This window comes from Enterobacter cloacae complex sp. 6730903 (genome assembly GCF_048283985.1).
In the GTDB taxonomy this organism is placed as follows: domain Bacteria; phylum Pseudomonadota; class Gammaproteobacteria; order Enterobacterales; family Enterobacteriaceae; genus Enterobacter; species Enterobacter hormaechei_C.
The window spans coordinates 78,347-101,740 of sequence record NZ_JBLVXX010000006.1; the positions used below are offsets into that span (position 1 = coordinate 78,347).

General features: G+C 56.8%; 21 protein-coding genes and 4 tRNA genes. 20 read left to right on the plus strand and 5 right to left on the minus strand.

What is annotated here, in order from left to right:
• From wzzE to ACNQ0W_RS04780, 14 genes are all read left to right on the plus strand, one after another.
• A complete protein-coding gene (wzzE, locus tag ACNQ0W_RS04715) occupies window positions 1–1,047 on the plus strand; it encodes an ECA polysaccharide chain length modulation protein (RefSeq protein ID WP_017693953.1) in 1,047 nt (348 codons plus the stop codon).
• A 56-nt stretch (window positions 1,048–1,103) separates the two neighbouring features.
• The gene (gene wecB, locus ACNQ0W_RS04720; RefSeq protein ID WP_006812390.1) at window positions 1,104–2,234 is read left to right on the plus strand and encodes a non-hydrolyzing UDP-N-acetylglucosamine 2-epimerase; all 1,131 of its coding nucleotides are present in this window, start codon (window positions 1,104–1,106) and stop codon (window positions 2,232–2,234) included.
• A complete protein-coding gene (gene wecC, locus ACNQ0W_RS04725) occupies window positions 2,231–3,493 on the plus strand; it encodes a UDP-N-acetyl-D-mannosamine dehydrogenase (RefSeq protein WP_015570020.1) in 1,263 nt (420 codons plus the stop codon). Before wecB ends, wecC begins: the two co-directional genes overlap by 4 nt.
• Window positions 3,490–4,167, plus strand: a complete 678-nt coding sequence (gene rffC, locus ACNQ0W_RS04730; protein WP_062933136.1) for a dTDP-4-amino-4,6-dideoxy-D-galactose acyltransferase — start codon at window positions 3,490–3,492, stop codon at window positions 4,165–4,167. The genes wecC and rffC overlap by 4 nt, the downstream gene beginning before the upstream one ends.
• Window positions 4,168–4,171: 4 nt before the next feature.
• On the plus strand, window positions 4,172–5,302 hold the full coding sequence (gene rffA / locus ACNQ0W_RS04735; RefSeq protein WP_032608214.1) for a dTDP-4-amino-4,6-dideoxygalactose transaminase: 1,131 nt from the start codon (window positions 4,172–4,174) through the stop codon (window positions 5,300–5,302).
• Window position 5,303: 1 nt separating this feature from the next.
• Window positions 5,304–6,554 carry a lipid III flippase WzxE gene (wzxE, locus tag ACNQ0W_RS04740; protein ID WP_062933137.1) on the plus strand — a complete coding sequence of 417 codons (1,251 nt, stop codon included), beginning with the start codon at window positions 5,304–5,306 and terminating at the stop codon, window positions 6,552–6,554.
• On the plus strand, window positions 6,551–7,630 hold the full coding sequence (locus tag ACNQ0W_RS04745) for a TDP-N-acetylfucosamine:lipid II N-acetylfucosaminyltransferase (RefSeq protein ID WP_062933138.1): 1,080 nt from the start codon (window positions 6,551–6,553) through the stop codon (window positions 7,628–7,630). Before wzxE ends, ACNQ0W_RS04745 begins: the two co-directional genes overlap by 4 nt.
• Window positions 7,627–8,979: an ECA oligosaccharide polymerase gene (gene wzyE, locus ACNQ0W_RS04750; protein ID WP_017693948.1), complete on the plus strand. Its 1,353-nt coding sequence runs from the start codon at window positions 7,627–7,629 to the stop codon at window positions 8,977–8,979. Before ACNQ0W_RS04745 ends, wzyE begins: the two co-directional genes overlap by 4 nt.
• A gap of 12 nt (window positions 8,980–8,991) precedes the next feature.
• On the plus strand, window positions 8,992–9,732 hold the full coding sequence (gene wecG, locus ACNQ0W_RS04755) for a lipopolysaccharide N-acetylmannosaminouronosyltransferase (protein WP_032104528.1): 741 nt from the start codon (window positions 8,992–8,994) through the stop codon (window positions 9,730–9,732).
• A 197-nt stretch (window positions 9,733–9,929) separates the two neighbouring features.
• Window positions 9,930–11,315 (plus strand): bifunctional threonine/serine APC transporter ThrP, encoded by a 1,386-nt coding sequence (gene thrP / locus ACNQ0W_RS04760; RefSeq protein WP_062933139.1) that lies wholly within the window; start codon window positions 9,930–9,932, stop codon window positions 11,313–11,315.
• A 102-nt stretch (window positions 11,316–11,417) separates the two neighbouring features.
• A tRNA-Arg gene (locus tag ACNQ0W_RS04765) sits at window positions 11,418–11,494 on the plus strand.
• 67 nt (window positions 11,495–11,561) lie between these two features.
• Window positions 11,562–11,637: transfer RNA gene (locus tag ACNQ0W_RS04770), tRNA-His, on the plus strand.
• A gap of 21 nt (window positions 11,638–11,658) precedes the next feature.
• Window positions 11,659–11,745: transfer RNA gene (locus tag ACNQ0W_RS04775), tRNA-Leu, on the plus strand.
• 44 nt (window positions 11,746–11,789) lie between these two features.
• Window positions 11,790–11,866, plus strand: a tRNA-Pro gene (locus ACNQ0W_RS04780).
• Between the two features lie 537 nt (window positions 11,867–12,403).
• Here the strand turns inward: ACNQ0W_RS04780 and hemY are convergent.
• Genes hemY through hemC form a run of 4 tightly spaced genes read right to left on the minus strand, consistent with a single transcriptional unit; the run spans window position 12,404 to window position 16,498 of the window.
• Window positions 12,404–13,603, minus strand: coding sequence for a protoheme IX biogenesis protein HemY (gene hemY, locus ACNQ0W_RS04785; protein WP_026080629.1), 1,200 nt, complete (start codon window positions 13,601–13,603; stop codon window positions 12,404–12,406).
• 2 nt (window positions 13,604–13,605) lie between these two features.
• The gene (hemX, locus tag ACNQ0W_RS04790; RefSeq protein ID WP_062933140.1) at window positions 13,606–14,799 is read right to left on the minus strand and encodes a uroporphyrinogen-III C-methyltransferase; all 1,194 of its coding nucleotides are present in this window, start codon (window positions 14,797–14,799) and stop codon (window positions 13,606–13,608) included.
• 20 nt (window positions 14,800–14,819) lie between these two features.
• Window positions 14,820–15,560, minus strand: coding sequence for a uroporphyrinogen-III synthase (gene hemD, locus ACNQ0W_RS04795; RefSeq protein ID WP_062933141.1), 741 nt, complete (start codon window positions 15,558–15,560; stop codon window positions 14,820–14,822).
• Window positions 15,557–16,498, minus strand: a complete 942-nt coding sequence (gene hemC, locus ACNQ0W_RS04800; protein WP_023305227.1) for a hydroxymethylbilane synthase — start codon at window positions 16,496–16,498, stop codon at window positions 15,557–15,559. Before hemC ends, hemD begins: the two co-directional genes overlap by 4 nt.
• A gap of 349 nt (window positions 16,499–16,847) precedes the next feature.
• On the opposite strand from hemC, the gene cyaA reads away from it, so the two are divergent.
• Window positions 16,848–19,391, plus strand: coding sequence for a class I adenylate cyclase (gene cyaA / locus ACNQ0W_RS04805; RefSeq protein WP_017383591.1), 2,544 nt, complete (start codon window positions 16,848–16,850; stop codon window positions 19,389–19,391).
• 91 nt (window positions 19,392–19,482) lie between these two features.
• Here cyaA and cyaY read toward each other — a convergent pair whose 3' ends face one another.
• The gene (gene cyaY / locus ACNQ0W_RS04810) at window positions 19,483–19,803 is read right to left on the minus strand and encodes an iron donor protein CyaY (RefSeq protein WP_003860816.1); all 321 of its coding nucleotides are present in this window, start codon (window positions 19,801–19,803) and stop codon (window positions 19,483–19,485) included.
• Between the two features lie 135 nt (window positions 19,804–19,938).
• On the opposite strand from cyaY, the gene lptM reads away from it, so the two are divergent.
• Genes lptM through yigB form a run of 5 tightly spaced genes read left to right on the plus strand, consistent with a single transcriptional unit; the run spans window position 19,939 to window position 23,321 of the window.
• Window positions 19,939–20,142 carry an LPS translocon maturation chaperone LptM gene (lptM, locus tag ACNQ0W_RS04815; protein ID WP_003860815.1) on the plus strand — a complete coding sequence of 68 codons (204 nt, stop codon included), beginning with the start codon at window positions 19,939–19,941 and terminating at the stop codon, window positions 20,140–20,142.
• A 35-nt stretch (window positions 20,143–20,177) separates the two neighbouring features.
• Window positions 20,178–21,002, plus strand: coding sequence for a diaminopimelate epimerase (gene dapF / locus ACNQ0W_RS04820; protein ID WP_017383590.1), 825 nt, complete (start codon window positions 20,178–20,180; stop codon window positions 21,000–21,002).
• Window positions 20,999–21,706 (plus strand): DUF484 domain-containing protein, encoded by a 708-nt coding sequence (locus ACNQ0W_RS04825; RefSeq protein WP_023295731.1) that lies wholly within the window; start codon window positions 20,999–21,001, stop codon window positions 21,704–21,706. The genes dapF and ACNQ0W_RS04825 overlap by 4 nt, the downstream gene beginning before the upstream one ends.
• Window positions 21,703–22,605, plus strand: a complete 903-nt coding sequence (xerC, locus tag ACNQ0W_RS04830) for a tyrosine recombinase XerC (protein WP_022650173.1) — start codon at window positions 21,703–21,705, stop codon at window positions 22,603–22,605. The genes ACNQ0W_RS04825 and xerC overlap by 4 nt, the downstream gene beginning before the upstream one ends.
• Window positions 22,605–23,321, plus strand: coding sequence for a 5-amino-6-(5-phospho-D-ribitylamino)uracil phosphatase YigB (gene yigB / locus ACNQ0W_RS04835; protein WP_017383587.1), 717 nt, complete (start codon window positions 22,605–22,607; stop codon window positions 23,319–23,321). The genes xerC and yigB overlap by 1 nt, the downstream gene beginning before the upstream one ends.
• Window positions 23,322–23,394: the final 73 nt, after the last annotated feature.

Genomic DNA, 23,394 nt, shown 5'->3' on the forward strand with positions numbered 1-23,394 from the left:
ATGACTCAACCGTTGGCGGGAGCGAAATCAGTGGGCACTGAGAACGAGCTGGATATTCGTGGTTTGTTTCGCGTGTTATGGCAGGGCAAACTGTGGATTGTGGGGATTGCCCTGGGGTTCGCGCTGTTAGCGCTTGCCTACACCTTCTTTGCAAAACAAGAGTGGAGCGCCACGGCGATCACAGACCGACCAACGGTGAATATGCTTGGAGGCTACTACTCCCAGCAGCAATTCCTGCGTAATCTTGATATCAAGGCCAATCTGGCGACCCCGGATCAGGCCTCGGTGATGGATGAATCCTACAAAGAGTTTGTGATGCAGCTGGCGTCGTGGGATACACGTCGCGATTTCTGGTCCCAGACGGACTATTACAAGCAGCGCATGGTCGGTAACAGCAAAGCGGATGCCGCGCTGCTGGATGACCTGATTAATAACATTCAGTTTATGCCTGGCGATGTGCTTCGTAACGTTAGCGACAGCGTGAAGCTGATTGCGGAAACGGCGCCGGACGCCAACAACCTGTTGCGTCAGTACGTTGCTTTTGCCAGCCAGCGCGCGGCCAGTCATCTGAATGACGAGCTGAAAGGCGCCTGGGCTGCGCGTACTATTCAGATGAAAGCGCAGGTCAAACGTCAGGAAGAGGTCGCTAAGGCCATCTTCGCCCGTCGCGTGCATAATATTGAGCAGGCGCTGAAGATTGCGGAACAGCACAATATTTCCCGTAGCGAAACGGATGTTCCGGCTGACGAACTCCCGGATTCAGAAATGTTCCTTCTTGGTCGCCCAATGCTTCAGGCGCGTCTGGAAAATATCCAGGCCGTTGGCCCTGACTTTGACCTTGATTACGACCAAAACCGCGCCATGCTCAATACGCTCAACGTCGGTCCAACGCTGGACCCGCGTTTTCAGACCTATCGTTATTTAAGAACGCCTGAAGAGCCTGTAAAACGCGATAGTCCGCGTCGCGCATTCCTGATGATCATGTGGGGGATTGTGGGCGCACTGACTGGCGCTGGCGTAGCGTTATTGCGTCGCCGCACAAACTAAGAACGCCGTCTACGATGAAGGCTGCGGCCTTCATCGTCTAATCGAAGAGAATCGATGTGAAAGTACTAACCGTATTTGGCACCAGGCCGGAGGCCATCAAGATGGCGCCTCTGGTTCATGCGCTGGCCAGAGATCCTGATATCGAAGCGAAAGTGTGCGTGACTGCCCAGCACCGTGAGATGCTCGATCAGGTCTTAACCCTCTTTTCTATCGTCCCGGATTACGATCTCAATATAATGAAACCGGGACAGGGACTGACGGAAATCACCTGCCGTATTCTGCAAGAATTAAAGCCTATTCTGGAGTCGTTCAAGCCGGATGTGGTGCTGGTGCACGGCGACACCACCACCACCGTGGCGACCAGCCTGGCTGCGTTCTATCAGCGTATCCCCGTTGGTCATATTGAAGCGGGTCTGCGTACCGGCAATCTCTATTCCCCGTGGCCGGAAGAGGCCAACCGTACGCTCACCGGTCACCTGGCGATGTACCATTTTGCGCCAACCGAGAACTCACGCCAAAACCTGCTGCGCGAAAATATCAGCGACAGCAAGATCTTTGTCACCGGCAATACGGTCATTGATGCGCTGATTTGGGTGCGTGACCGCGTGCTGGCTAACAGCGAGCTTCAGGCAGAACTCGCTGCGCGCTATCCGTTCCTGAACAACGGCAAGAAAACGATTCTGGTGACGGGCCACCGCCGCGAAAGCTTTGGCCGTGGCTTTGAGCAAATCTGCCACGCGCTGGCTGAAATCGCCGCGCAGAACGAGGATGTGCAGATTGTCTATCCGGTGCACCTCAACCCGAACGTCAGCGAACCGGTCAACCGTATCCTCGGCCACGTGGAAAACGTGCTCCTGATCGAGCCGCAGGATTATCTGCCCTTTGTCTGGCTGATGAACCACGCCTGGCTGATCCTGACCGATTCAGGCGGCATTCAGGAAGAGGCGCCTTCACTCGGTAAGCCGGTACTGGTGATGCGTGAAACCACCGAACGCCCGGAAGCGGTTACTGCCGGTACCGTGCGTCTGGTGGGAACGGATCCGCGTCGTATTGTCGAAGAGGTCACGCGCTTACTGCATGACGATGAAGAGTATCAGGCGATGAGCCGGGCCCACAATCCGTACGGTGACGGGCAGGCTTGTGGTCGTATTTTGCACGCACTTAAACACAATCGGGTAACGCTATGAGTTTTTCTACCATCTCTGTTGTTGGTCTTGGCTATATCGGGCTGCCTACTGCGGCGGCCTTTGCCTCTCGTCAAAAGCAGGTCGTTGGCGTAGATATCAACGCGCACGCGGTGGAAACCATCAATCGTGGCGAAATTCATATCGTGGAGCCCGATCTCGATCGCGTGGTGAAAAAGGCGGTGGACGGTGGCTTCCTGCGCGCCAGCACCACGCCGGTAGAAGCCGATGCGTACCTGATTGCGGTTCCTACGCCCTTTAAAGGCGATCATGAGCCTGACATGGTTTACGTCGAGGCGGCGGCAAAATCCATTGCGCCTGTGCTGAAGAAAGGGGCGCTGGTTATCCTTGAGTCCACTTCACCTGTTGGGGCTACCGAGCAGATGGCGCAGTGGCTGGCCGAGGCGCGTCCCGATCTCAGCTTCCCGCAGCAGGCGGGCGACCAGGCCGATATCAATATCGCCTACTGCCCTGAGCGCGTACTGCCCGGCCAGGTGATGGTGGAACTGATCAAAAATGACCGCGTGATTGGCGGCATGACGCCAGTCTGCTCCGCGCGCGCCAGCGAGCTGTATAAGATCTTCCTTGAAGGCGAATGTGTGGTGACTAACTCCCGCACCGCCGAGATGTGCAAACTGACCGAAAACAGCTTCCGCGACGTTAACATCGCGTTTGCGAATGAACTGTCGTTGATTTGCGCCGATCAGGGGATTAACGTCTGGGAACTTATTCGCCTTGCCAACCGTCACCCCCGCGTGAACATCCTTCAGCCGGGGCCGGGCGTGGGCGGGCACTGTATCGCGGTCGATCCGTGGTTTATCGTGGCGCAGAACCCGGAACAGGCACGCCTGATTCGTACCGCGCGCGAAGTAAACGACCACAAACCGCACTGGGTCATCAACCAGGTCAAAGCCACGGTCGCGGATTGCCTGGCCGACAGCGGCAAACGCGCCAGTGAGCTGAAAATTGCCTGCTTTGGTCTGGCATTCAAACCGAATATTGACGATCTGCGCGAAAGCCCGGCGATGGAAATTGCCGAAATGATCGCTGCCTGGCACAGCGGTGAAACGCTGGTGGTGGAACCGAATATTCATGCGCTGCCGGCAAAACTTGCCGGTCACTGCACCCTTACCGCCCTGGATGACGCGCTGGCGACGGCGGATGTGCTGGTGCTGCTGGTGGATCACAATGCGTTTAAAGCGGTCTCCGGTGATGCCGTACGTCAGCAGTATGTTGTTGATACCAAAGGCGTGTGGCGTTGAGTACCCTCAACGGCGTGCTGGAGTCCCTTGAGTGGGAAAGCGCATTCTTTGCGCGTCCCTCAGCGATAGTGCGTCTGCGCGACAATGCCCCTGCATTGCAGGAAGCAGACTTCAGCGCCTGGCAGCGCGTACAGGCTAAGATCCCGGCGGACCGCGCCGATCTGCTGGACGCCCTCCAGCAGCACGGATTCCGGCTGGTCGAGGGTGAGGTTGATCTCTCTGTTACCGTGGCTCTCCACGCCTCACCGGGCGCGGAAATTGCAACGGAGCAGGATATCTCCGTGCTGCGCAAGATGGCGGCGCTGGCCTTCGCTCAGAGCCGTTTCCGGGCGCCCTGGTATGCGCCTGATGACAGCGGTCGCTTTTATGCTCAGTGGATAGAGAATGCGGTCAAAGGCACGTTTGACCACGTCTGTCTGGTGTTCCGTACCGCCGGGGGGCAGATTCAGGGTTTTGTTTCGCTTCGCAGGCTCAACGAGCACGAGGCGCGCATCGGATTGTTAGCCGGGCGCGGCATGGGCGAGAAACTCATGCAGGCGGCGCTGCACTGGGCGGAGCAACAACAGGTATCGACGCTGCGGGTCGCAACCCAGATGGGCAACACCGCTGCGCTTAAACGTTATATTGCGAGTGGTGCCAGCATCGACGCCACCGCCTACTGGTTATACAGGTGACAAGATGATTCCATTTAACGCGCCTCCCGTTGTGGGCACTGAACTTGATTACATGCAGTCTGCTATGGGTAGCGGCAAGCTCTGTGGCGACGGCGGTTTTACCCGCCGCTGCCAGCAGTGGATGGAGCAACGTTTTCACAGTGCCAAGGTACTGCTGACGCCGTCCTGTACCGCATCGCTAGAGATGGCGGCGCTGCTGCTGGATATCCAGCCCGGCGATGAAGTGATCATGCCGAGCTACACCTTCGTCTCCACGGCGAACGCGTTTGTCCTGCGCGGGGCGAAAATCGTGTTTGTGGATATCCGTCCGGATACCATGAACATCGACGAAACGCTGATTGAAGCGGCGATCACCGATAAAACGCGGGCGATTGTGCCGGTACATTACGCGGGCGTAGCCTGTGAGATGGACACCATCATGGCCATCGCTAAAAAGCACAACCTGTTTGTGGTGGAAGACGCCGCGCAGGGCGTGATGTCCACCTACAAAGGACGCGCGCTGGGCACCATTGGTCATATCGGCTGCTTTAGCTTCCACGAAACCAAAAACTACACCGCAGGCGGCGAAGGCGGCGCGACGCTGATTAACGATCGTGCCCTGGTGGAGCGTGCGGAAGTGATCCGTGAAAAAGGGACCAACCGCAGCCAGTTCTTCCGCGGTCAGGTGGATAAGTACACCTGGCGCGATATCGGCTCAAGCTACCTGATGGCGGACTTGCAGGCCGCGTATCTCTGGGCGCAGCTGGAAGCGGCAGAGCGCATCAATCTGCAACGCCTCTCCCTGTGGCAAACCTACTACGACGCGCTGGAGCCGCTGGCAAAAGCCGGACGTATTGAACTGCCGACCATTCCGGCAGACTGCATCCACAACGCCCACATGTTCTACATCAAGCTGCGCGATAACGACGATCGCAGCAAGCTGATTGCCTGGCTGAAAGAGGCGGAAATTATGGCGGTATTCCACTATATTCCGCTGCACTCCAGCCCGGCGGGCGAAGCCTTCGGGATGTTTGCCGGTGAAGACCGCTACACCACCAAAGAGAGCGAACGTCTGCTCCGCCTGCCCCTGTTCTACAACCTCGCGCCGGTGAACCAGCGTACGGTGATCAATTCGCTTCTGAGTTATTTCGCCTGATATGTCTCTGGCAAAAGCGTCGGTGTGGACGGCAGCGTCCACGCTAGTAAAAATTGGCGCCGGGTTACTGGTCGTCAAGCTGCTGGCCGTCTCATTTGGTCCGTCAGGCGTTGGGCTGGCAGGGAACTTCCGCCAGCTGGTCACGGTGCTTGGCGTGCTGGCGGGGGCCGGGATATTCAATGGCGTCACCAAATACGTCGCGCAGTATCATGACGATGCCGAAAAGCTTCGCACGGTGGTGGGCACCTCCTCTGCTATGGTGCTGGGCTTCTCTACGTTGCTGGCCATCGTCTTTTTGCTGGCGGCGGCACCCATCAGCCAGGGGCTGTTCGGACACACGCATTATCAGGGGCTGGTGCGCCTGGTGGCGCTCGTTCAGATGGGGATCGCCTGGGCGAACCTGCTGCTGGCGCTGATGAAAGGCTTCCGTGATGCCGCCGGGAATGCGCTGGCGCTGATCCTCGGCAGCATCATCGGCGTTGTCGCCTATTACTTTTGCTATCGGCTGGGCGGCTATGAAGGCGCGCTGCTGGGGCTGGCGCTGGTGCCTGCGCTCGTTGTCATTCCGGCAGCGTTTATGCTGATGCGCAGAGGCAATGTCCCGCTGAGTTACCTGAAACCGCAGTGGGACAAGATGCTGGCGGGGCAGCTCGGTAAGTTCACCCTGATGGCGCTCATCACTTCGGTAACGCTTCCCGTTGCCTACGTGATGATGCGAAACCTGCTGGCAGCGCATTACAGCTGGGATGAAGTGGGGATCTGGCAGGGCGTGAGCAGCATTTCAGATGCTTACCTCCAATTTATTACGGCTTCCTTTAGCGTCTATTTGCTGCCAACCTTATCGCGCCTGACTTCCAGGCAGGATATTACCCGCGAGATTTTTCGCTCCCTGCGTTTTGTGTTGCCGGCGGTTGCGATCGCCAGCTTTACCGTCTGGTTACTGCGTGATTTCGCCATCTGGCTACTGTTTTCGGCGAAGTTTACCGCCATGCGCGATCTGTTTGCCTGGCAACTGGTCGGCGATGTGCTGAAAGTGGGGGCCTACGTTTTCGGCTATCTTGTGATTGCGAAGGCTTCGCTGCGGTTGTATATCCTGGCAGAGATCGGCCAGTTTGCGCTGCTGACGGCATTTTCTCACTGGCTGATCCCCACCCACGGTGCGCTGGGGGCGGCTCAGGCCTATATGGCAACTTATATCGTTTATTTCGCTGCCTGTTGCGGCGTATTTTTACTTTGGCGTAAACGCGCATGACTGCACTGATACACATACTGGGATCGGATATCCCGCATCACAACCAGACCGTTCTGCGGTTCTTCAACGATGAACTGGCGTCCGGCACGCCCGATGCGCGCGAGTTTATGGTCGTGGGACGCGATAACGGCCTGAGCGCGGCGTGTCCGGCATTGCACATCACCTTCTGGCCAGACAAAGCGGCCCTGACCAAAGCCGTTGTCGCGAAAGCCAAAGCGGACCGAAGCCAGCGTTTCTTCTTCCACGGACAATTCAATACCGGGCTGTGGCTGGCGCTGTTAAGCGGCGGGATAAAACCTTCCCAGTTCAGCTGGCATATCTGGGGAGCGGATCTCTACGAAGTCTCCCGTGGCTGGAAATTCCGTCTTTTCTATCCGCTGCGTCGTCTGGCGCAGGCGCGCGTGGGCTGCGTTTTTGCTACCCGTGGCGATCTCAACTATTTTGCTAAACAGCACCCGAAGGTTCGCGGGGAGCTGCTCTATTTCCCAACCCGTATGGATCCGGCGCTGAACACCCTGGCGAATGACGCGGTTCGTGAGGGCAAACTGACTATCCTGGTGGGAAATTCCGGCGATCGCAGTAACGAGCATGTCGCGGCGCTGCGGGCGGTGCATCAACAGTTTGGCGATACGGTGAACGTGGTGGTGCCGATGGGCTATCCCGCCAATAACGACGCCTACATCGATGAAGTTCGCCTGCAGGGGCTTGCGCTGTTTAGCGCGGAAAATCTGCACATTCTCAGCGATAAGCTGGAATTTGATGACTATCTCGCACTGCTGCGAAAATGCGATCTGGGCTATTTCATCTTTGCCCGTCAGCAGGGGATTGGTACGCTGTGTCTGCTGATTCAGGCGGGCGTGCCGTGCGTGCTCAACCGCGAAAACCCGTTCTGGCAGGACATGGCCGAACAGCATATTCCGGTGCTGTTTACCTCTGACACGCTTAATGTCGAGGTGGTGCGGGAAGCGCAGCGTCAGCTCACGCTGGTGGATAAAAACAGCATCGACTTTTTCAGCCCGAACTACCTCACGCCGTGGCACCGCGCGCTGCGTATTGCTTCAGGAGACAACGCATGAGCCAGTTGCAATTTAGCGGCTTGCTGGTGGTCTGGCTGCTGAGCACGCTGTTTATCGCCACGCTCACCTGGTTTGAGTTCCGGCGCGTACGTTTTAATTTCAACGTATTCTTCTCGCTGCTGTTTTTGCTGACCTTTTTCTTTGGCTTCCCGCTGACCAGCATCCTCGTGTTCCGCTTTGATGTGGGCGTCGCTCCGCCGGAAATCTTGTTGCAGGCGCTGCTCTCTGCGACCTGCTTCTACGCGGTGTACTACGTCACCTATAAAACGCGCCTGCGCGCGGCGAAAGATACCACACCCCGTCGTCCGCTGTTTACCATGAACCGGGTAGAAACCCATCTGACGTGGGTTATGCTGATGACTATCGCCCTCGTCAGCGTGGCGATTTTCTTCATGCATAACGGCTTTTTACTGTTTAAGTTGCAGTCCTATAGCCAGATTTTCTCCGCCGAAGTCTCCGGCGTCGCGCTCAAGCGTTTCTTCTATTTCTTCATTCCGGCGATGCTGGTGGTCTTTTTCCTGCGTCAGGACAGCAAAGCCTGGCTGTTCTTCCTGGTCAGCACCGTCGCATTTGGCATTCTGACCTACATGATCGTCGGCGGCACCCGCGCCAACATCATTATCGCCTTCGCGATTTTCCTGTTTATCGGCATTATTCGCGGCTGGATCTCGCTGTGGATGCTGGCGGCGGCAGGGGTCTTTGGCATTGTGGGGATGTTCTGGCTGGCGCTGAAGCGCTATGGGCTGAACGTGGCGGGCGACGAAGCGTTTTACACCTTCCTGTATCTGACGCGCGACACCTTCTCGCCGTGGGAAAACCTGGCATTACTGCTGCAAAACTACGACAAAATCGAATTCCAGGGGCTGGCGCCGATTGTTCGCGATTTCTATGTCTTTATACCGACGTGGCTGTGGCCCGATCGTCCCGGTATTGTCCTGAACACGGCGAACTACTTTACCTGGGAAGTGCTGAACAACCATTCGGGCCTGGCGATTTCCCCAACCCTGATTGGCTCGCTGGTAGTGATGGGCGGAACGTGGTTTATCCTGCCTGGCGCGATCGCGGTCGGGCTGATCATAAAATGGTTCGACTGGCTATATACGCTGGGTAACGAAGAGACCAACCGCTACAAAGCCGCTGTTTTGCACAGTTTCTGTTTCGGTGCCATTTTCAATATGATCGTTCTGGCGCGCGAGGGGCTGGATTCGTTCGTCTCACGCGTGGTGTTCTTTATGGTCGTTTTCGGTCTCTGTCTGCTGCTGGCAAAACTGCTGTACTGGTTGTTTGACAGTGCAGGGCTTGTGCACAGACGTGAGCCACAGGGCAGCACAACGCTGTCGCAAGTCTGAGTAGGGATTATCATGACGGATACAACTTCAGCCCCGCGTTACGCGCTGCGTGGGCTACAGCTTATTGGCTGGCGTGACATGCAACACGCGCTGGATTTCCTGTTCGCGGACGGGCAGATGAAATCGGGCACGCTGGTGGCCATCAACGCAGAAAAAATGCTGGCGGTTGAAGATAATGCGGAAGTGAAAAGCCTGATTGAAGCCGCGGAGTTTAAATACGCAGACGGTATTAGCGTGGTGCGTTCAATTCGTAAAAAGTTTCCAGGCGCTAATGTGTCTCGCGTGGCGGGAGCTGACCTCTGGGAACGGCTTATGGAACGCGCAGGCGCTGAAGGCACGCCGGTATTTTTGATCGGCGGCAAGCCAGAGGTGCTGGCGCAGACCGAACAAAAGCTGCGTAGCCAGTGGAATGTTAACATCGTGGGCAGTCAGGATGGCTATTTCAGGCCGGAAGATCGCCAGGCGTTATATGAGCGCGTGCGCGACAGCGGGGCGAAAATTGTCACTGTCGCCATGGGGTCGCCGCGCCAGGAAATTCTGATGCGCGATTGCCGTCTGGTCAGCCCGGATGCGCTCTATATGGGCGTTGGCGGCACCTACGACGTCTTTACCGGCCACGTTAAGCGTGCGCCCAAAGTCTGGCAAAACCTGGGGCTGGAGTGGCTCTACCGCCTGCTTTCTCAACCGACGCGTATCAAACGACAGATTCGTCTGCTGCGCTACCTCGCCTGGCACTACACCGGGAAAATGTAATCAATATGCAGCGCGTTCTGCTGTTCGCGCTGCAACGCCCCCTGCAAAGCTGCTGAATTTCTGTGCAATGCATTCATTTTTTTAATGCATTGTTTGCCATTTGCCAGAATTTAAGAAACCATTCGCTCCGTATTTCAGTACCCCTCAAAACAATACCCGGCAATAAGTCGGGAAACAGCAAACACAACCGAGGAATTATGGCAGAGAAAAAACCGGAGCTTCAGCGTGGGCTGGAAGCTCGACATATTGAATTGATCGCGCTGGGCGGGACTATTGGCGTTGGCCTGTTTATGGGCTCGGCAAGCACGCTGAAATGGGCGGGGCCTTCCGTTCTGCTGGCGTATATTATTGCCGGACTGTTCGTCTTTTTCATCATGCGCTCAATGGGCGAAATGCTGTTTCTGGAGCCGGTAACGGGCTCTTTCGCCGTTTACGCCCACCGTTATATGAGCCCGTTCTTTGGCTATCTCACGGCCTGGTCGTACTGGTTTATGTGGATGGCCGTCGGGATTTCGGAGATCACAGCCATCGGGGTCTACGTGCAGTTCTGGTTCCCGGACATGGCACAGTGGATACCCGCGCTCATCGCCGTAGGGCTGGTGGCGCTGGCGAACCTTGCCGCCGTTCGCCTTTACGGTGAAATCGAGTTCTGGTTTGCGATGATCAAAGTCACCACCATTATCGTGATGATTGTTGTGGGTCTGGGCGTCATCTTCTTTGGTTTCGGTAACGGCGGGCACGCGATTGGTTTCGGTAACCTGACCGGGCACGGCGGCTTCTTTGCCGGCGGCTGGAAAGGCTTCCTGACGGCGCTCTGTATCGTTGTCGCCTCCTATCAGGGCGTTGAGCTGATCGGCATTACCGCCGGTGAGGCGAAAAACCCGCAGGTCACGCTGCGTAGCGCGGTAGGCAAGGTGCTGTGGCGTATCCTGATTTTCTATGTGGGCGCGATCTTCGTTATCGTGACCATTTTCCCATGGAACGAGATCGGCACCACCGGCAGCCCGTTTGTCTTAACCTTCGCTAAGATTGGCATCACGGCGGCAGCCGCCATTATCAACTTTGTGGTGCTGACGGCGGCGCTCTCCGGCTGTAACAGCGGAATGTACAGCTGCGGGCGTATGCTTTACGCGCTCTCGCAAAACAAACAACTGCCGGCGGTGATGGGTAAAGTCTCCCGCGTGGGTGTACCGGTGGCGGGCGTAGCGGTGTCGATTGTGATTCTGCTGATTGGTTCTTGCCTGAACTACATCATTCCGAATCCGCAGCGCGTGTTTGTTTACGTCTATAGCGCCAGCGTGCTGCCGGGGATGGTACCGTGGTTTGTCATTTTAATTAGCCAGCTGCGTTTCCGACAGGCGCACAAAAAAGCGATCGCCAGCCATCCGTTCCGCTCCATTCTGTTCCCGTATGCGAACTATTTGACGATGGCGTTCCTGATTTGCGTATTAATTGGAATGTACTTTAATGAAGATACCCGCATGTCGCTGTTTGTCGGGATGATCTTCCTGGCTGCCGTCACAGCTGCATATAAACTTTTTGGCCTGGGCCGCCGTGGCTCCGCCCATAAAGTGGAGGAATAAGCGGCAAAATGTGCAAACCATAACCAAACGCGCATTTTTTTCAAAAAAGCACTAGACAGCGGGGACGGAGGTACGTAATATCCAGCCCCGCAACGGCGCTAAGCGCCCGTAGCTCAGCTGGATAGAGCGCTGCCCTCCGGAGGCAGAGGTCTCAGGTTCGAATCCTGTCGGGCGCGCCATTTTAGTCCCGGCGCTAGAGCTGCGGTGGTCTGAGAAGTAGTCAGAACCGCGTGAAAGAATACAGTGGTGGCTATAGCTCAGTTGGTAGAGCCCTGGATTGTGATTCCAGTTGTCGTGGGTTCGAATCCCATTAGCCACCCCATTATTGAAAGAGTTGTGAATTGCGAAGGTGGCGGAATTGGTAGACGCGCTAGCTTCAGGTGTTAGTGTTCTTACGGACGTGGGGGTTCAAGTCCCCCCCCTCGCACCACGACTTTTAATGAGTTGAACTAAAAATTCAAAAAAGCAGTACATCGGCGAGTAGCGCAGCTTGGTAGCGCAACTGGTTTGGGACCAGTGGGTCGGAGGTTCGAATCCTCTCTCGCCGACCAATTTTGAACCCCGCTTCGGCGGGGTTTTTTGTTTTCTGCGTTTTTTATCCTGTAGCCTTTCCCCGACAACACTCTATATCTTTGTCGCGATTCAGCGACATATAACCCGTTAATATTAAAGAATTTATTATTTTACCTCTTAACCTGTCTCCTGGTGACGACATATCGCCGCCTTCAGCGCGATGTTGTATGGCTTCAGGCGGTTCTTAAGAGCATAATTTCCTTTTATCTTAAAATGTTGCGCGATGTAAAAGTTCTGCGTGTAAACCTGGCACATTACATGCAATAATATGCGTGTAGATGCTCATTCCATCTCTTATGTTCGCCTTAAGGCCTCATAAACTCAGGAATGACGCAGAGCCGTTTACGGTGCTTATCGTCCACTGACAGATGTCGCTTCGGCCTCATCAGACACCATGGACACAACGTTGAGTGAAGCACCAAATATGTTGTCTTACAGACCTGTTTTAACGCCTGCTTTTATAGCAGGCGTTTTTTTATGGGCGTAAAAAAGGAGGCCATCTGGCCTCCTGTTAATTACTGCTGCGTTCCGTTATTTTGCAACGTCAATAACAGCCCATCACGGCGCATAGCTGCGGCCTCTTCCGGCTTGTGCTGCTTGTCCAGCGAATCAGCAAGCCAGGCGTAATCAAATGCGTCCGGGCGTTGCTTCAGCGCGGCGCGGAAGGCGAGACTCGCCTCCTGCCACTCGCCGTGTTTCATCAGAGACTGGCCCAGCGTACTCCACAGCAGCGGACGATCGCCCACGGTTTTGATCTGCTGGCGCAGTGCTTTTTCAATTTGTTCCGGATTATTGGTTTTCAGACGCGGGATAACCATCACCAGGCGGTCATCATACTGTCGCTTGAGGCCGTCGAGGAGGATCTCCTGCGCGGTGTCATGGTCGTCACACTCAATCAGATGTTCTGCCATCGCCACCTGAAGAGGAACCTGCTGGCGCGTTTTGCGGCTCTGGTTTTTCCACCAGGTTTTCAGGCCGTCGCTGCCGAGATCGGCGCGCGCCTGATCCATCAGGCCAATCCAGGCCAGACGCTGAAGTTCATCACGATGTTCATCATCGCCCACGTCGGCTTTCGCCATGGAAGGGATAATGTCCAGCAGCGAGCCCCAGGCACCGGTCCGAATATATGCCTGCTCAGCAAGACGCAGCACTTCCGGGTGACGAGGGGTAATTTCCAGCAGACGGTCAACGCCGTGACGTGCGGCATGGTTTTCATTGCGCGCCAGTTGCAGACGAACGCGGGTGATCTCAACCGGAATCGGATCCTTAGTAGAGAGCTCAGACGCGCGTTCAAGATGCTGATTGGCGCGGGCCTCATCGCCTCGCTGTTGCGCCGCTTCAGCGGCCAGCAGATAGTTAACAACCGGCTGTTCTGCATGGTCGGCATTTTTCGACATCAGCTTTTCAACCTGCTGATAGTCGCCTTCGGCCAGCTTCAGCAACGCCTGCTCGGTCTGCTTGCGGGCGCGACGGCGCTTACGGCCAACGAACCAGCCGCGCGTATGTACGCCGGTACGGAAAATACGACGCAGGAGCCACTCCACGGCCAGCAGAACGACCACACCCAGAATCAGGATAATCACCAGCCCTGTTACGCTGGTTTCGATGTTGTAGTTATCGGTCTGGATCAATACATAACCCTGGTGACCCGCGAGCATCGGCCCCAGTACAATCCCGGCGATCAGCAGGATGAAGAGTAAGAAGACTTTTAGCATCATTACTCTCCTTGCGGCGCGCTTTCAGGCGCTGGCGCGGCGGCAGGTGCTTCAGCCGGACGCTCTGCCGGTATGCCCGGCTGGGCCAGCAGGTTACGCACGCGCGTCTGCATGATCTTCTCCAGAATCGGCTGACTTTCCAGCTTGTCCGGCACGTTCATGGTGATGTTTTGCTGGCTCAGCTTGTCGATATCTTCAAGGAACGCGGTCGTGGTGGCGTCATTGGTATCGTAGTAAGCACGTACCCAGGTTGAAACGTTATCCAGCGCCTGTTTGTAGGTCTCTTCCTGGTGACGCGGCACGGCCTGGGCAGCCACCAGCAGGCGGGAGCGAATGTTTTCGCGCAGATAGACGTCCTGGTTCGGCGCCAGCAGCGGCACGGCAGTTTCATCGCGGCGGCGAATGGTAATAAAGCTGTCCATAAAGTTCTGCCAGCTCTTTTGCAGGTTGATACGCCATTCGCTCAGGGAGCTGGACAGCTCGGTGCCGTCAGAATCCATCGGGGAGTCATCGTCGTTGTTATCGGCCAGCTGAAGGTTATCAATCTGGTTGGAGAGCTGATTTACCTTAAGGATGATACCGTCGTAATCGACCTGAGAAACCGCGGACAGGCTGGCGATATCTTCCGTAATAGCGCGGCGAGCGTTGATGAGGCTCGGATCGTTCATGTCCGCCAGGCTTGCGTCGGCGCTTTTCAGCAGCGCGGCGGCGGTGGTGACATCCTGATCGCTCCAGAGCTTGCGCCCGGCCAGTTTCACCAGAAAATCGGCCTGTGAAAGTAGCCAGGTTTTGGCATCGGTTCCCGAAATTGTGGCGACTTTTTCCTGCACTTCGCTCAGCTGTTTGGTCAACTCTTCACGTTTGCTGTTCGCGTCGGCGAGGGCGGCAGCCTGCTGTTTGATCACGCCTTCCAGCTCAGCTTTTTGCGTCTCCTGCGCTTTCTGTAGGGCAGTGATTTGGTTAACCAGCGCGTCGCTGGTGGCCGTCTGGTTGGTGCCTTGTTTCTTCACCAGTCCGTAGAGTCCCACGCCTGCGGCCAGCGCAATCGCGATGGCAATCACGCTCAGCGTGAGGCTGGTTTTATTGCTGCCGTTTTTCTTCTCAACGGTTGTGTCTGTCGTCTCTGGCTGTGACGTGGTGTCCACAGTCTCCCTGGTCTCTTCAACCACGGCGGAGGATTTTTCGTGTTCCGTCATTATGGCTTCCCATTTGAGAGTTATTGTAATGCGCGCAGCAGCGCATCGTTGTCGGCGTTTTCAGCGATCCGAATATCCTGCCAGCCCAGTTCCCGGGCGTGGTTCGCCAGACGCTCACTGACGACCAGAAGCCGACAGCGGAGTAACCAGTTTTCGCGATACCAAAGCGGAATCAGCGACCAAAGCTGTTGTAACATTTCACCGCTGGTGACCACTAGCGTATTAATGCCGCGCGCGTGCCAGCGCATTGCTTCTTCCGCGCCATCATAGTGTTTCGCACAGCGCTGATAGCACTCCACAAACGTCACGTCTGCGCCGCGTTCGCGCAGCGTTTCGCCCAGCAGTTCGCGGCCACCGTTGCCGCGCAAAATGAGCGCGCGCTTTCCGGCAATGGTTTGTAATTCAGGTAATTGTAGCAAGACTTCGCTGATTTCCCGATCTAACGGGTAACGAACATCGATTCCGCTCGCGGTATGTAAGGCCAGCGCCGTGGTGCGCCCAATGGCGAAATAGCGGGGGGCGTGAGGCCAGGTAACGCCCTGTTGTTGCAGCTGCGCATGAGCAAATTCCACGGCATGCTGCGATAGCGCAAAGAGCAGATCCCCTTCCTGCAAGAGACGCATCTGGTCAGCGAGCGCAGGCAGCTCGCGACCGGGGGAGAATTCAATTAGCGGAAAACTCCAGGCCACCTGCCCCAGTGCGCGCAGACGGCTCACTAACTGCTCTCCTGCGGGAGAAGGGCGGGTGACAAGTATGCTCATGCAGGGGGCTCTCCGTTATAGACCTCGGCCAGAATTTCACGCGCGCCGTTATTCAGCAGCTCTTCCGCCAGCGATACGCCAAGCGCCTCGGCATCTTGCGGTTTGCCGCGACGTTCACCGCGAACCATCTGCGAGCCGTCCGGCGCGCCAACCAGCGCACGCAGCCACAGCTCACCGTCAGTTAATTCAGCATAGCTGCCAATTGGCACCTGACAGCCTCCTTCGAGGCGAGTATTCATCGCGCGCTCGGCTTTTACGCGAACGGCGGTATCGTCATGATTCAGCGGCGCGAGCAGTGCCTGAGTGCGCGCATCATCCAGACGACACTCAATGCCGACGGCGCCCTGGCCGACGGCGGGCAGCGACAGCTCCGGCGGCAACGCGACGCGAATACGTTCTTCCAGCCCCAGGCGTTTCAGGCCCGCAACCGCAAGAATAATGGCATCGTAGTCGCCGTTATCCAGCTTGCCAAGGCGTGTGCCGACGTTCCCGCGCAGTGAACGGATCACCAGATCCGGGCGACGTTCAGCCAGCTGACACTGGCGGCGTAAACTTGACGTGCCGACCACGCTGCCTGCCGGCAACGCATCGAGCGAGTCATAGCGATTAGAGACAAACGCATCGCGCGGATCCTCGCGCTCGCAGATGGTCACCAGCCCCAGCCCTTCCGGGAACTCAACGGGCACATCCTTCATCGAATGCACGGCGATATCGGCGCGGTTCTCAAGCAATGCCAGCTCCAGCTCTTTGACAAACAGACCCTTTCCGCCCACTTTGGCCAGCGGCGTATCCAGAATGACATCGCCACGCGTGACCATTGGCACCAGTTCAACGCGTAATCCGGTGTGGCAGGCTTCCAGGCGCTGCTTAACATAATGTGCCTGCCAGAGCGCAAGAGGACTTTGGCGTGTGGCAATTCTCAAAACATTGTCTAACATGCTTGTTACCGTCATTATCAATCGCTAACCATCCTAACATTGTTGACACTCGGATGGCAGTTTTACGGTTGATGAAGAGTGAGAGGGACAGGGCGGCGTATTCGTCAGCCATCGCCGTATTCAGGAATTTACACGTACAGAACGGTGCTACACTTGTATGTAGCGCATCTTTCTTTACGGTCAACCGGCAAGGTGTTAAATTGATCACGTTTTAGACCATTTTTTCGTCTGTACCACCAGAAAAGCAAAAGGCGAAAAAAGGGTAACGGTTATTTTTGAAATACTGCGGGTCCGCTGCTTTTTCTGTTCTGACTGGCGTGCGACACCCGGAAACATCAGGCGATACGTCTTGTACCTCTATATTGAGACTCTGAAACAGAGACTGGATGCCATCAATCAATTGCGTGTGGATCGCGCGCTTGCTGCCATGGGCCCTGCTTTCCAGCAGGTATACAGTCTACTGCCGACATTGTTGCACTATCACCATCCGCTAATGCCGGGTTACCTCGATGGTAACGTTCCCCAGGGCATTTGCCTCTTCACGCCTGATGAAACCCAACAGCACTACCTGACTGAACTTGAACTCTACCGTGGTATGCCGCCGCAGGATTCGCCGAAAGGCGAGCTGCCGATTACCGGGGTTTACTCTATGGGCAGCACGTCATCGGTTGGGCAAAGCTGCTCTTCTGACCTGGATATCTGGGTCTGTCATCAGTCCTGGCTCGACAATGAAGAGCGCCAGCTGTTGCAGCGTAAATGCAGCCTGCTGGAGAGCTGGGCGGCGTCGCTCGGCGTGGAAGTGAGCTTCTTCCTGATTGATGAAAACCGTTTCCGCCATAACGAAAGCGGCAGTCTGGGTGGTGAAGACTGCGGCTCGACTCAGCACATCCTGTTGCTGGATGAGTTTTACCGTACTGCCGTTCGCCTGGCCGGGAAACGTATTCTGTGGAATATGGTGCCGTGCGATGAAGAAGAGAATTATGACGACTACGTCATGTCGCTTTACTCGCAGGGTGTTCTGACGCCAAACGAGTGGCTGGATCTGGGCGGCCTGAGCTCCCTGTCCGCCGAAGAGTACTTTGGCGCAAGCCTCTGGCAGCTTTATAAAAGCATTGATTCACCGTACAAAGCGGTGCTGAAAACCCTGCTGCTGGAAGCCTACTCCTGGGAATACCCCACGCCGCGCCTGCTGGCGAAAGATATCAAACAGCGTCTGCACGACGGGGAGATCGTCTCCTACGGGCTTGATGCCTACTGCATGATGCTGGAGCGCGTCACCGAATACCTGACAGCCATTGAGGACGCCACGCGTCTTGACCTGGTGCGTCGATGTTTCTATCTCAAAGTCTGTGAAAAACTGAGCCGCGAACGCGCCTGCGTGGGCTGGCGTCGTGAAGTCGTCAGCCAGTTAGTCAAAGAGTGGGGATGGGACGAAGAGCGTCTCGCCATGCTCGACAACCGCGCCAACTGGAAGATCGATCAGGTGCGTGAGGCGCACAACGAACTGCTTGATGCGATGATGCAGAGCTACCGCAACCTGATCCGCTTTGCCCGCCGTAACAACCTTAGCGTTTCTGCCAGCCCACAGGATATCGGGGTGTTGACCCGTAAACTGTACGCCGCGTTTGAAGCGTTGCCGGGCAAGGTCACGCTGGTTAACCCACAGATTTCGCCTGACCTGTCTGAACCGAACCTGACCTTTATCTACGTGCCGCCGGGCCGCGCGAACCGCACCGGGTGGTATCTGTACAACCGTGCGCCAAGCATGGATTCGATCATCAGCCATCAGCCGCTGGAGTATAACCGCTACCTGAACAAGCTGGTGGCCTGGGCCTGGTTTAACGGCCTTCTCACCTCACGCACCCGGTTGTTTATCAAAGGCAACGAGGTGGTCGATTTAGCCAAGTTGCAGGAGATGGTGGCGGATGTCTCGCACCACTTCCCGCTGCGTCTGCCTGCGCCGACGCCAAAAGCGCTCTACAGCCCGTGTGAGATTCGCCATCTGGCGATCATCGTCAACCTGGAATACGACCCGACGGCGGCCTTCCGCAATCAGGTCGTTCACTTTGACTTCCGCAAGCTGGACGTCTTTAGCTTTGGCGAGCAGCAAAACTGCCTGGTGGGCAGCGTGGATCTGCTGTACCGCAACTCGTGGAACGAAGTGCGTACCCTGCACTTTAACGGCGAGCAGGCGATGATCGAGGCGCTGAAAACGATCCTCGGCAAGATGCACCAGGACGCCGCGCCGCCGGACAGCGTGGAGGTGTTCTGCTACAGCCAGCACCTGCGCGGCCTGATTCGTACCCGCGTGCAGCAGCTGGTGTCTGAGTGCATCGAACTGCGTCTTTCCAGCACCCGTCAGGAAACCGGGCGCTTTAAAGCGCTGCGCGTTTCCGGCCAGACCTGGGGGCTGTTCTTTGAGCGCCTGAACGTGTCGGTGCAGAAGCTGGAGAACGCCATTGAATTCTACGGCGCGATTTCACACAACAAACTGCATGGCCTGTCGGTTCAGGTGGAAACCAACCACGTTAAGCTGCCGCAGGTGGTGGATGGCTTTGCGAGTGAAGGGATTATTCAGTTCTTCTTCGAAGAGTCGGGCGATAACGCCGGGTTTAACATCTACATTCTGGATGAAACCAACCGTGCCGAGGTGTATCACCACTGCGAAGGCAGCAAAGAGGAGCTGGTGCGCGACGTCAGCCGCTTCTATTCGTCCTCGCACGATCGCTTTACCTACGGCTCAAGCTTTATCAACTTCAACCTGCCGCAGTTCTACCAGATTGTGAATGTGGATGGGCGAGCGCAGGTGATCCCGTTCCGTACGCAGGCGATTACCCCTGCGGCGCCTGCTAACCAGGAAACTGCGCCGCTGTTGCAGCAGTATTTCTCCTGAGGCTTTTCGACGGGTGGCGCTGACGCTTACCCGGCCTACGGTCCGAGCCGTTGTAGGCCCGGTAAGGCGTAGCCGCCACCGGGCAACGAAACTACCTGAAACTCACGTCCTCGCCCGCCTGTGCCGTCGCCGCCTGTTCCAGCAGATCCCAGAACGTTTCGCCGCTGCGATCGCAGACCCACTCGTCACCTTTCAGATCAAAGTGATAACCGCCCTGTTTCGCCGCCAGCCACACCTGGTGAAGCGGCTCCTGACGGTTAATAATAATCTTGCTGCCGTTTTCGAAGCTTAAGGTCAGGATCCCGCCGTTGATTTCACAATCGATATCGCTGTCGCCGTCCCAGTCGTCGATACGCTCTTCGATGGTCATCCACAGGGTATCGGCAAGGCGATGAAATTCACTGTCGTTCATGGTTTTATTCCTGTTTTTCGTGATGGCGGCAGTATAACGCTAAATAATTCCCGTTGCAGGAAAGCGGCAAACTCTTGCTTTTGTGTCTTCTCCTGCGATGATAGAAACAGATTTGAACTTACGGGCAACCTCTACATGAAAAACGTCTTCCGAACGCTTGTCGTTCTTGTCACTCTGTTTAGTCTGACCGGCTGTGGACTGAAGGGACCACTGTACTTCCCGCCAGAGGATAAAAACGCACCACCGCCGACAAAACCGGTGCAAAGTGGTATCGAGTCATCTACGCCGGATACCAACGATCGCGGCAATAACGGCGGCCCGACTCAGGTCAATCTCTGACAATTACGTTCTGTACCCGCGCAATGGAGCAAATGATGCAGTTCTCTAAAATGCATGGCCTTGGCAACGACTTTATGGTCGTCGACGCGGTAACGCAGAATGTCTTTTTCTCCCCGGAACTGATCCGTCGTCTGGCGGATCGACACGTGGGCGTGGGGTTTGACCAGCTGCTGGTGGTGGAGCCGCCTTACGATCCTGACCTGGACTTTCACTACCGCATTTTTAACGCCGACGGCAGCGAAGTTTCCCAGTGCGGCAACGGCGCGCGCTGTTTTGCCCGCTTTGTTCGGCTGAAAGGGCTGACCAACAAGCGCGATATCCGCGTCAGCACCGCCAATGGCCGGATGGTGCTCAGCGTCACCGACGACGAACTGGTGCGCGTGAACATGGGCGAGCCGAACTTCGACCCCTCTGCCGTGCCGTTTCGCGCCAACAAAGCGGAAAAGACCTATATTATGCGTGCCGCCGAGCAGACAGTATTGTGCGGCGTCGTCTCGATGGGTAACCCGCACTGCGTGATTCAGGTGGATGATGTGCAAACCGCGGCGGTTGAAACGCTCGGCCCGGTGCTGGAAAGCCACGAGCGCTTCCCGGAGCGGGCGAACATCGGTTTCATGCAGGTGGTGAAGCGTGAACACATTCGCCTGCGGGTTTACGAGCGCGGCGCGGGCGAAACCCAGGCCTGCGGAAGCGGTGCCTGTGCGGCGGTGGCCGTCGGTATCTCACAGGGGTTACTGGCAGAAGAGGTTCGCGTGGAATTACCGGGCGGTCGGCTTGATATCGCCTGGAAAGGAGCGGGTCATCCACTGTACATGACTGGCCCGGCGACACATGTTTATGACGGGTTTATCCATCTATGAAGCAACCAGGGGAAGAACTGCGGGAACCTGTAACGGAGCTGGACGACAGCGCCGTTGTGGATTACCTGCTGCACAATCCTGAGTTTTTTATCCGCAATGCACGCGTCGTCGAACGGATGCGCGTGCCGCATCCGGTTCGCGAGACCGTGTCGCTGGTTGAATGGCACATGGCGCGCTCGCGCAACCACATCAATCAGCTCGAAGAGAATATGACGCTGCTGATGGAGCAGGCCAGCAATAACGAAAGCCTGTTCTACCGTCTACTGCACCTTCAGGCGCGTCTGGCTTCCGCACACAGTCTCGAAGAGTTCCTCAACCGCTTCCACCGCTGGGCGCGCGAGCTGGGGCTGGCAGGCGCGACGATCCGTCTCTTCCCTGACCGCTGGCGCATTGGCGCGCCGTCCGGGTTTACCCATCTGGCGCTGAGCCGTCAGGCGTTCGAACCGCTGCGCATTCAGCGTCTGGGCCATGAGCACCACTATCTGGGGCCGCTTAACGGGCCAGAACTGCTGGTGGTGCTGCCGGAAGCCAAAGCTATCGGCTCGGTGGCGATGTCGCTGATGGGGCGCGATGGTGACCTGGGCGTGATGTTATTTACCAGCCGCGACGCGCATCATTATGAACAGGGGCAGGGCACGCAACTGTTGCAGGAGATCGCCCTGATGCTGCCTGAGCTGCTGGAGCGCTGGATTGAGCGCGTATGACGGACGGACTGCTCGCCACTGACGTCACCCGCTTTCTGCGCTATCTGGGCGTGGAACGCCAGCTCAGCCCTATTACGCTGCTCAACTATCAGCGTCAGCTTGATGCCATCATGCAGATTGCCGATGAAATCGGCCTGAAAAGCTGGCAACAATGTGACGCCGCCACGGTACGCGGGTTCGTCGTGCGTAGCCGTAAAAAAAATCTCAGCCCGGCGAGCCTGGCGCTCCGGCTCTCTGCCCTGCGCAGTTTCTTCGACTGGCTGGTCAGTCAGGGCGGTCTGAAAGCCAACCCGGCGAAAGGGATCGCCACGCCGAAAGCTCCGCGCCATCTGCCGAAAAATATCGACGTCGACGACGTAAACCGCCTGCTGGATATCGATCTTAACGATCCGCTGGCAGTGCGCGACCGCGCGATGCTGGAGGTGATGTACGGCGCGGGCCTGCGTCTCTCTGAGCTGGTGAACCTCGACTTAAAGCACCTCGATCTGGAATCCGGCGAGGTGTGGGTGATGGGCAAGGGCAGCAAAGAGCGCCGCCTGCCGATTGGCCGCAACGCGGTCTCCTGGATTGAGCACTGGCTGGACCTGCGCGGGCTGTTTGGCGCCGACGAAGATGCGCTGTTCCTGTCGAAACTCGGCAAGCGGATCTCGGCGCGTAACGTGCAGAAGCGCTTTGCGGAGTGGGGCATTAAGCAGGGGCTGAACAGCCACGTTCACCCCCACAAGCTGCGCCACTCCTTTGCGACGCACATGCTGGAATCAAGCGGCGACCTGCGCGGCGTACAGGAGCTGCTTGGTCACGCGAATCTGTCGACCACCCAAATCTATACCCACTTAGACTTCCAACACCTTGCCTCGGTGTATGACGCGGCGCATCCACGCGCCAAACGGGGGAAATAATGCGTTTTTACCGCCCACTTGGTCAGATCTCAGCCCTGACGTTTGATCTTGATGACACCCTTTACGACAATCGTCCGGTGATCCTGCGTACCGAGCAGGAGTCGCTGGCGTTTGTGCAGAACTACCATCCTGCGCTGAAAGCGATGCAGAACAAAGACTTCCAGCAGCTGCGTCAGTCCCTGCGGGAAACCGAACCGGAGATTTACCACGACGTGACCGAATGGCGCCGCCGTGCGGTTGAGCAGGCGATGCTCAATGCCGGCCTGAGCGCGCAGGACGCGGCCACGGGTGCCGAAGCGGCCATGGAAAACTTCGCCAAATGGCGCAGTCGGATCGACGTGCCGCAGGAGACCCACGACACGCTGGCGAAGCTCGCCGAAAAGTGGCCGCTGGTGGCCATCACCAACGGCAACGCTCAGCCTGAACTGTTTGGTCTGGGGAACTATTTTCAGTTCGTGCTGCGCGCGGGCCCGCACGGACGCTCGAAGCCGTTCAACGATATGTATCATCTGGCAGCGGAAAAACTGGATTTGCCGCTCGGTGAGATCCTGCACGTGGGCGACGACCTGACCACGGACGTCGCCGGGGCGATCCGCTGCGGCATGCAGGCCTGCTGGATCAAGCCGGAAAATGCCGATCTGATGACTACCCCGGATAGCCGTCTTCTGCCGCACGTGGAAATTTCACGGTTGGCATCCCTCACGACGCTGATATAATCATCAATTGTTCTGTATAAATTAACAGGGTTTTGGCGAATGGAAACATTTGCCTGCCCGCCATGACGTGACG

What these genes read in the sequence shown, in the direction of transcription:
- wzzE (WP_017693953.1), top strand. Translation starts at nt 1, where the DNA reads ATGACTCAACCGTTGGCGGGAGCGAAATCAGTGGGCACTGAGAACGAG.
- wecC (WP_015570020.1), top strand. Translation starts at nt 2,231, where the DNA reads ATGAGTTTTTCTACCATCTCTGTTGTTGGTCTTGGCTATATCGGGCTG.
- rffA (WP_032608214.1), top strand. Translation starts at nt 4,172, where the DNA reads ATGATTCCATTTAACGCGCCTCCCGTTGTGGGCACTGAACTTGATTAC.
- wzxE (WP_062933137.1), top strand. Translation starts at nt 5,304, where the DNA reads ATGTCTCTGGCAAAAGCGTCGGTGTGGACGGCAGCGTCCACGCTAGTA.
- ACNQ0W_RS04745 (WP_062933138.1), top strand. Translation starts at nt 6,551, where the DNA reads ATGACTGCACTGATACACATACTGGGATCGGATATCCCGCATCACAAC.
- wzyE (WP_017693948.1), top strand. Translation starts at nt 7,627, where the DNA reads ATGAGCCAGTTGCAATTTAGCGGCTTGCTGGTGGTCTGGCTGCTGAGC.
- wecG (WP_032104528.1), top strand. Translation starts at nt 8,992, where the DNA reads ATGACGGATACAACTTCAGCCCCGCGTTACGCGCTGCGTGGGCTACAG.
- thrP (WP_062933139.1), top strand. Translation starts at nt 9,930, where the DNA reads ATGGCAGAGAAAAAACCGGAGCTTCAGCGTGGGCTGGAAGCTCGACAT.
- hemY (WP_026080629.1), bottom strand. Translation starts at nt 13,603, where the DNA reads ATGCTAAAAGTCTTCTTACTCTTCATCCTGCTGATCGCCGGGATTGTA.
- hemX (WP_062933140.1), bottom strand. Translation starts at nt 14,799, where the DNA reads ATGACGGAACACGAAAAATCCTCCGCCGTGGTTGAAGAGACCAGGGAG.
- hemD (WP_062933141.1), bottom strand. Translation starts at nt 15,560, where the DNA reads ATGAGCATACTTGTCACCCGCCCTTCTCCCGCAGGAGAGCAGTTAGTG.
- hemC (WP_023305227.1), bottom strand. Translation starts at nt 16,498, where the DNA reads ATGTTAGACAATGTTTTGAGAATTGCCACACGCCAAAGTCCTCTTGCG.
- cyaY (WP_003860816.1), bottom strand. Translation starts at nt 19,803, where the DNA reads ATGAACGACAGTGAATTTCATCGCCTTGCCGATACCCTGTGGATGACC.
- lptM (WP_003860815.1), top strand. Translation starts at nt 19,939, where the DNA reads ATGAAAAACGTCTTCCGAACGCTTGTCGTTCTTGTCACTCTGTTTAGT.
- dapF (WP_017383590.1), top strand. Translation starts at nt 20,178, where the DNA reads ATGCAGTTCTCTAAAATGCATGGCCTTGGCAACGACTTTATGGTCGTC.
- ACNQ0W_RS04825 (WP_023295731.1), top strand. Translation starts at nt 20,999, where the DNA reads ATGAAGCAACCAGGGGAAGAACTGCGGGAACCTGTAACGGAGCTGGAC.
- xerC (WP_022650173.1), top strand. Translation starts at nt 21,703, where the DNA reads ATGACGGACGGACTGCTCGCCACTGACGTCACCCGCTTTCTGCGCTAT.
- yigB (WP_017383587.1), top strand. Translation starts at nt 22,605, where the DNA reads ATGCGTTTTTACCGCCCACTTGGTCAGATCTCAGCCCTGACGTTTGAT.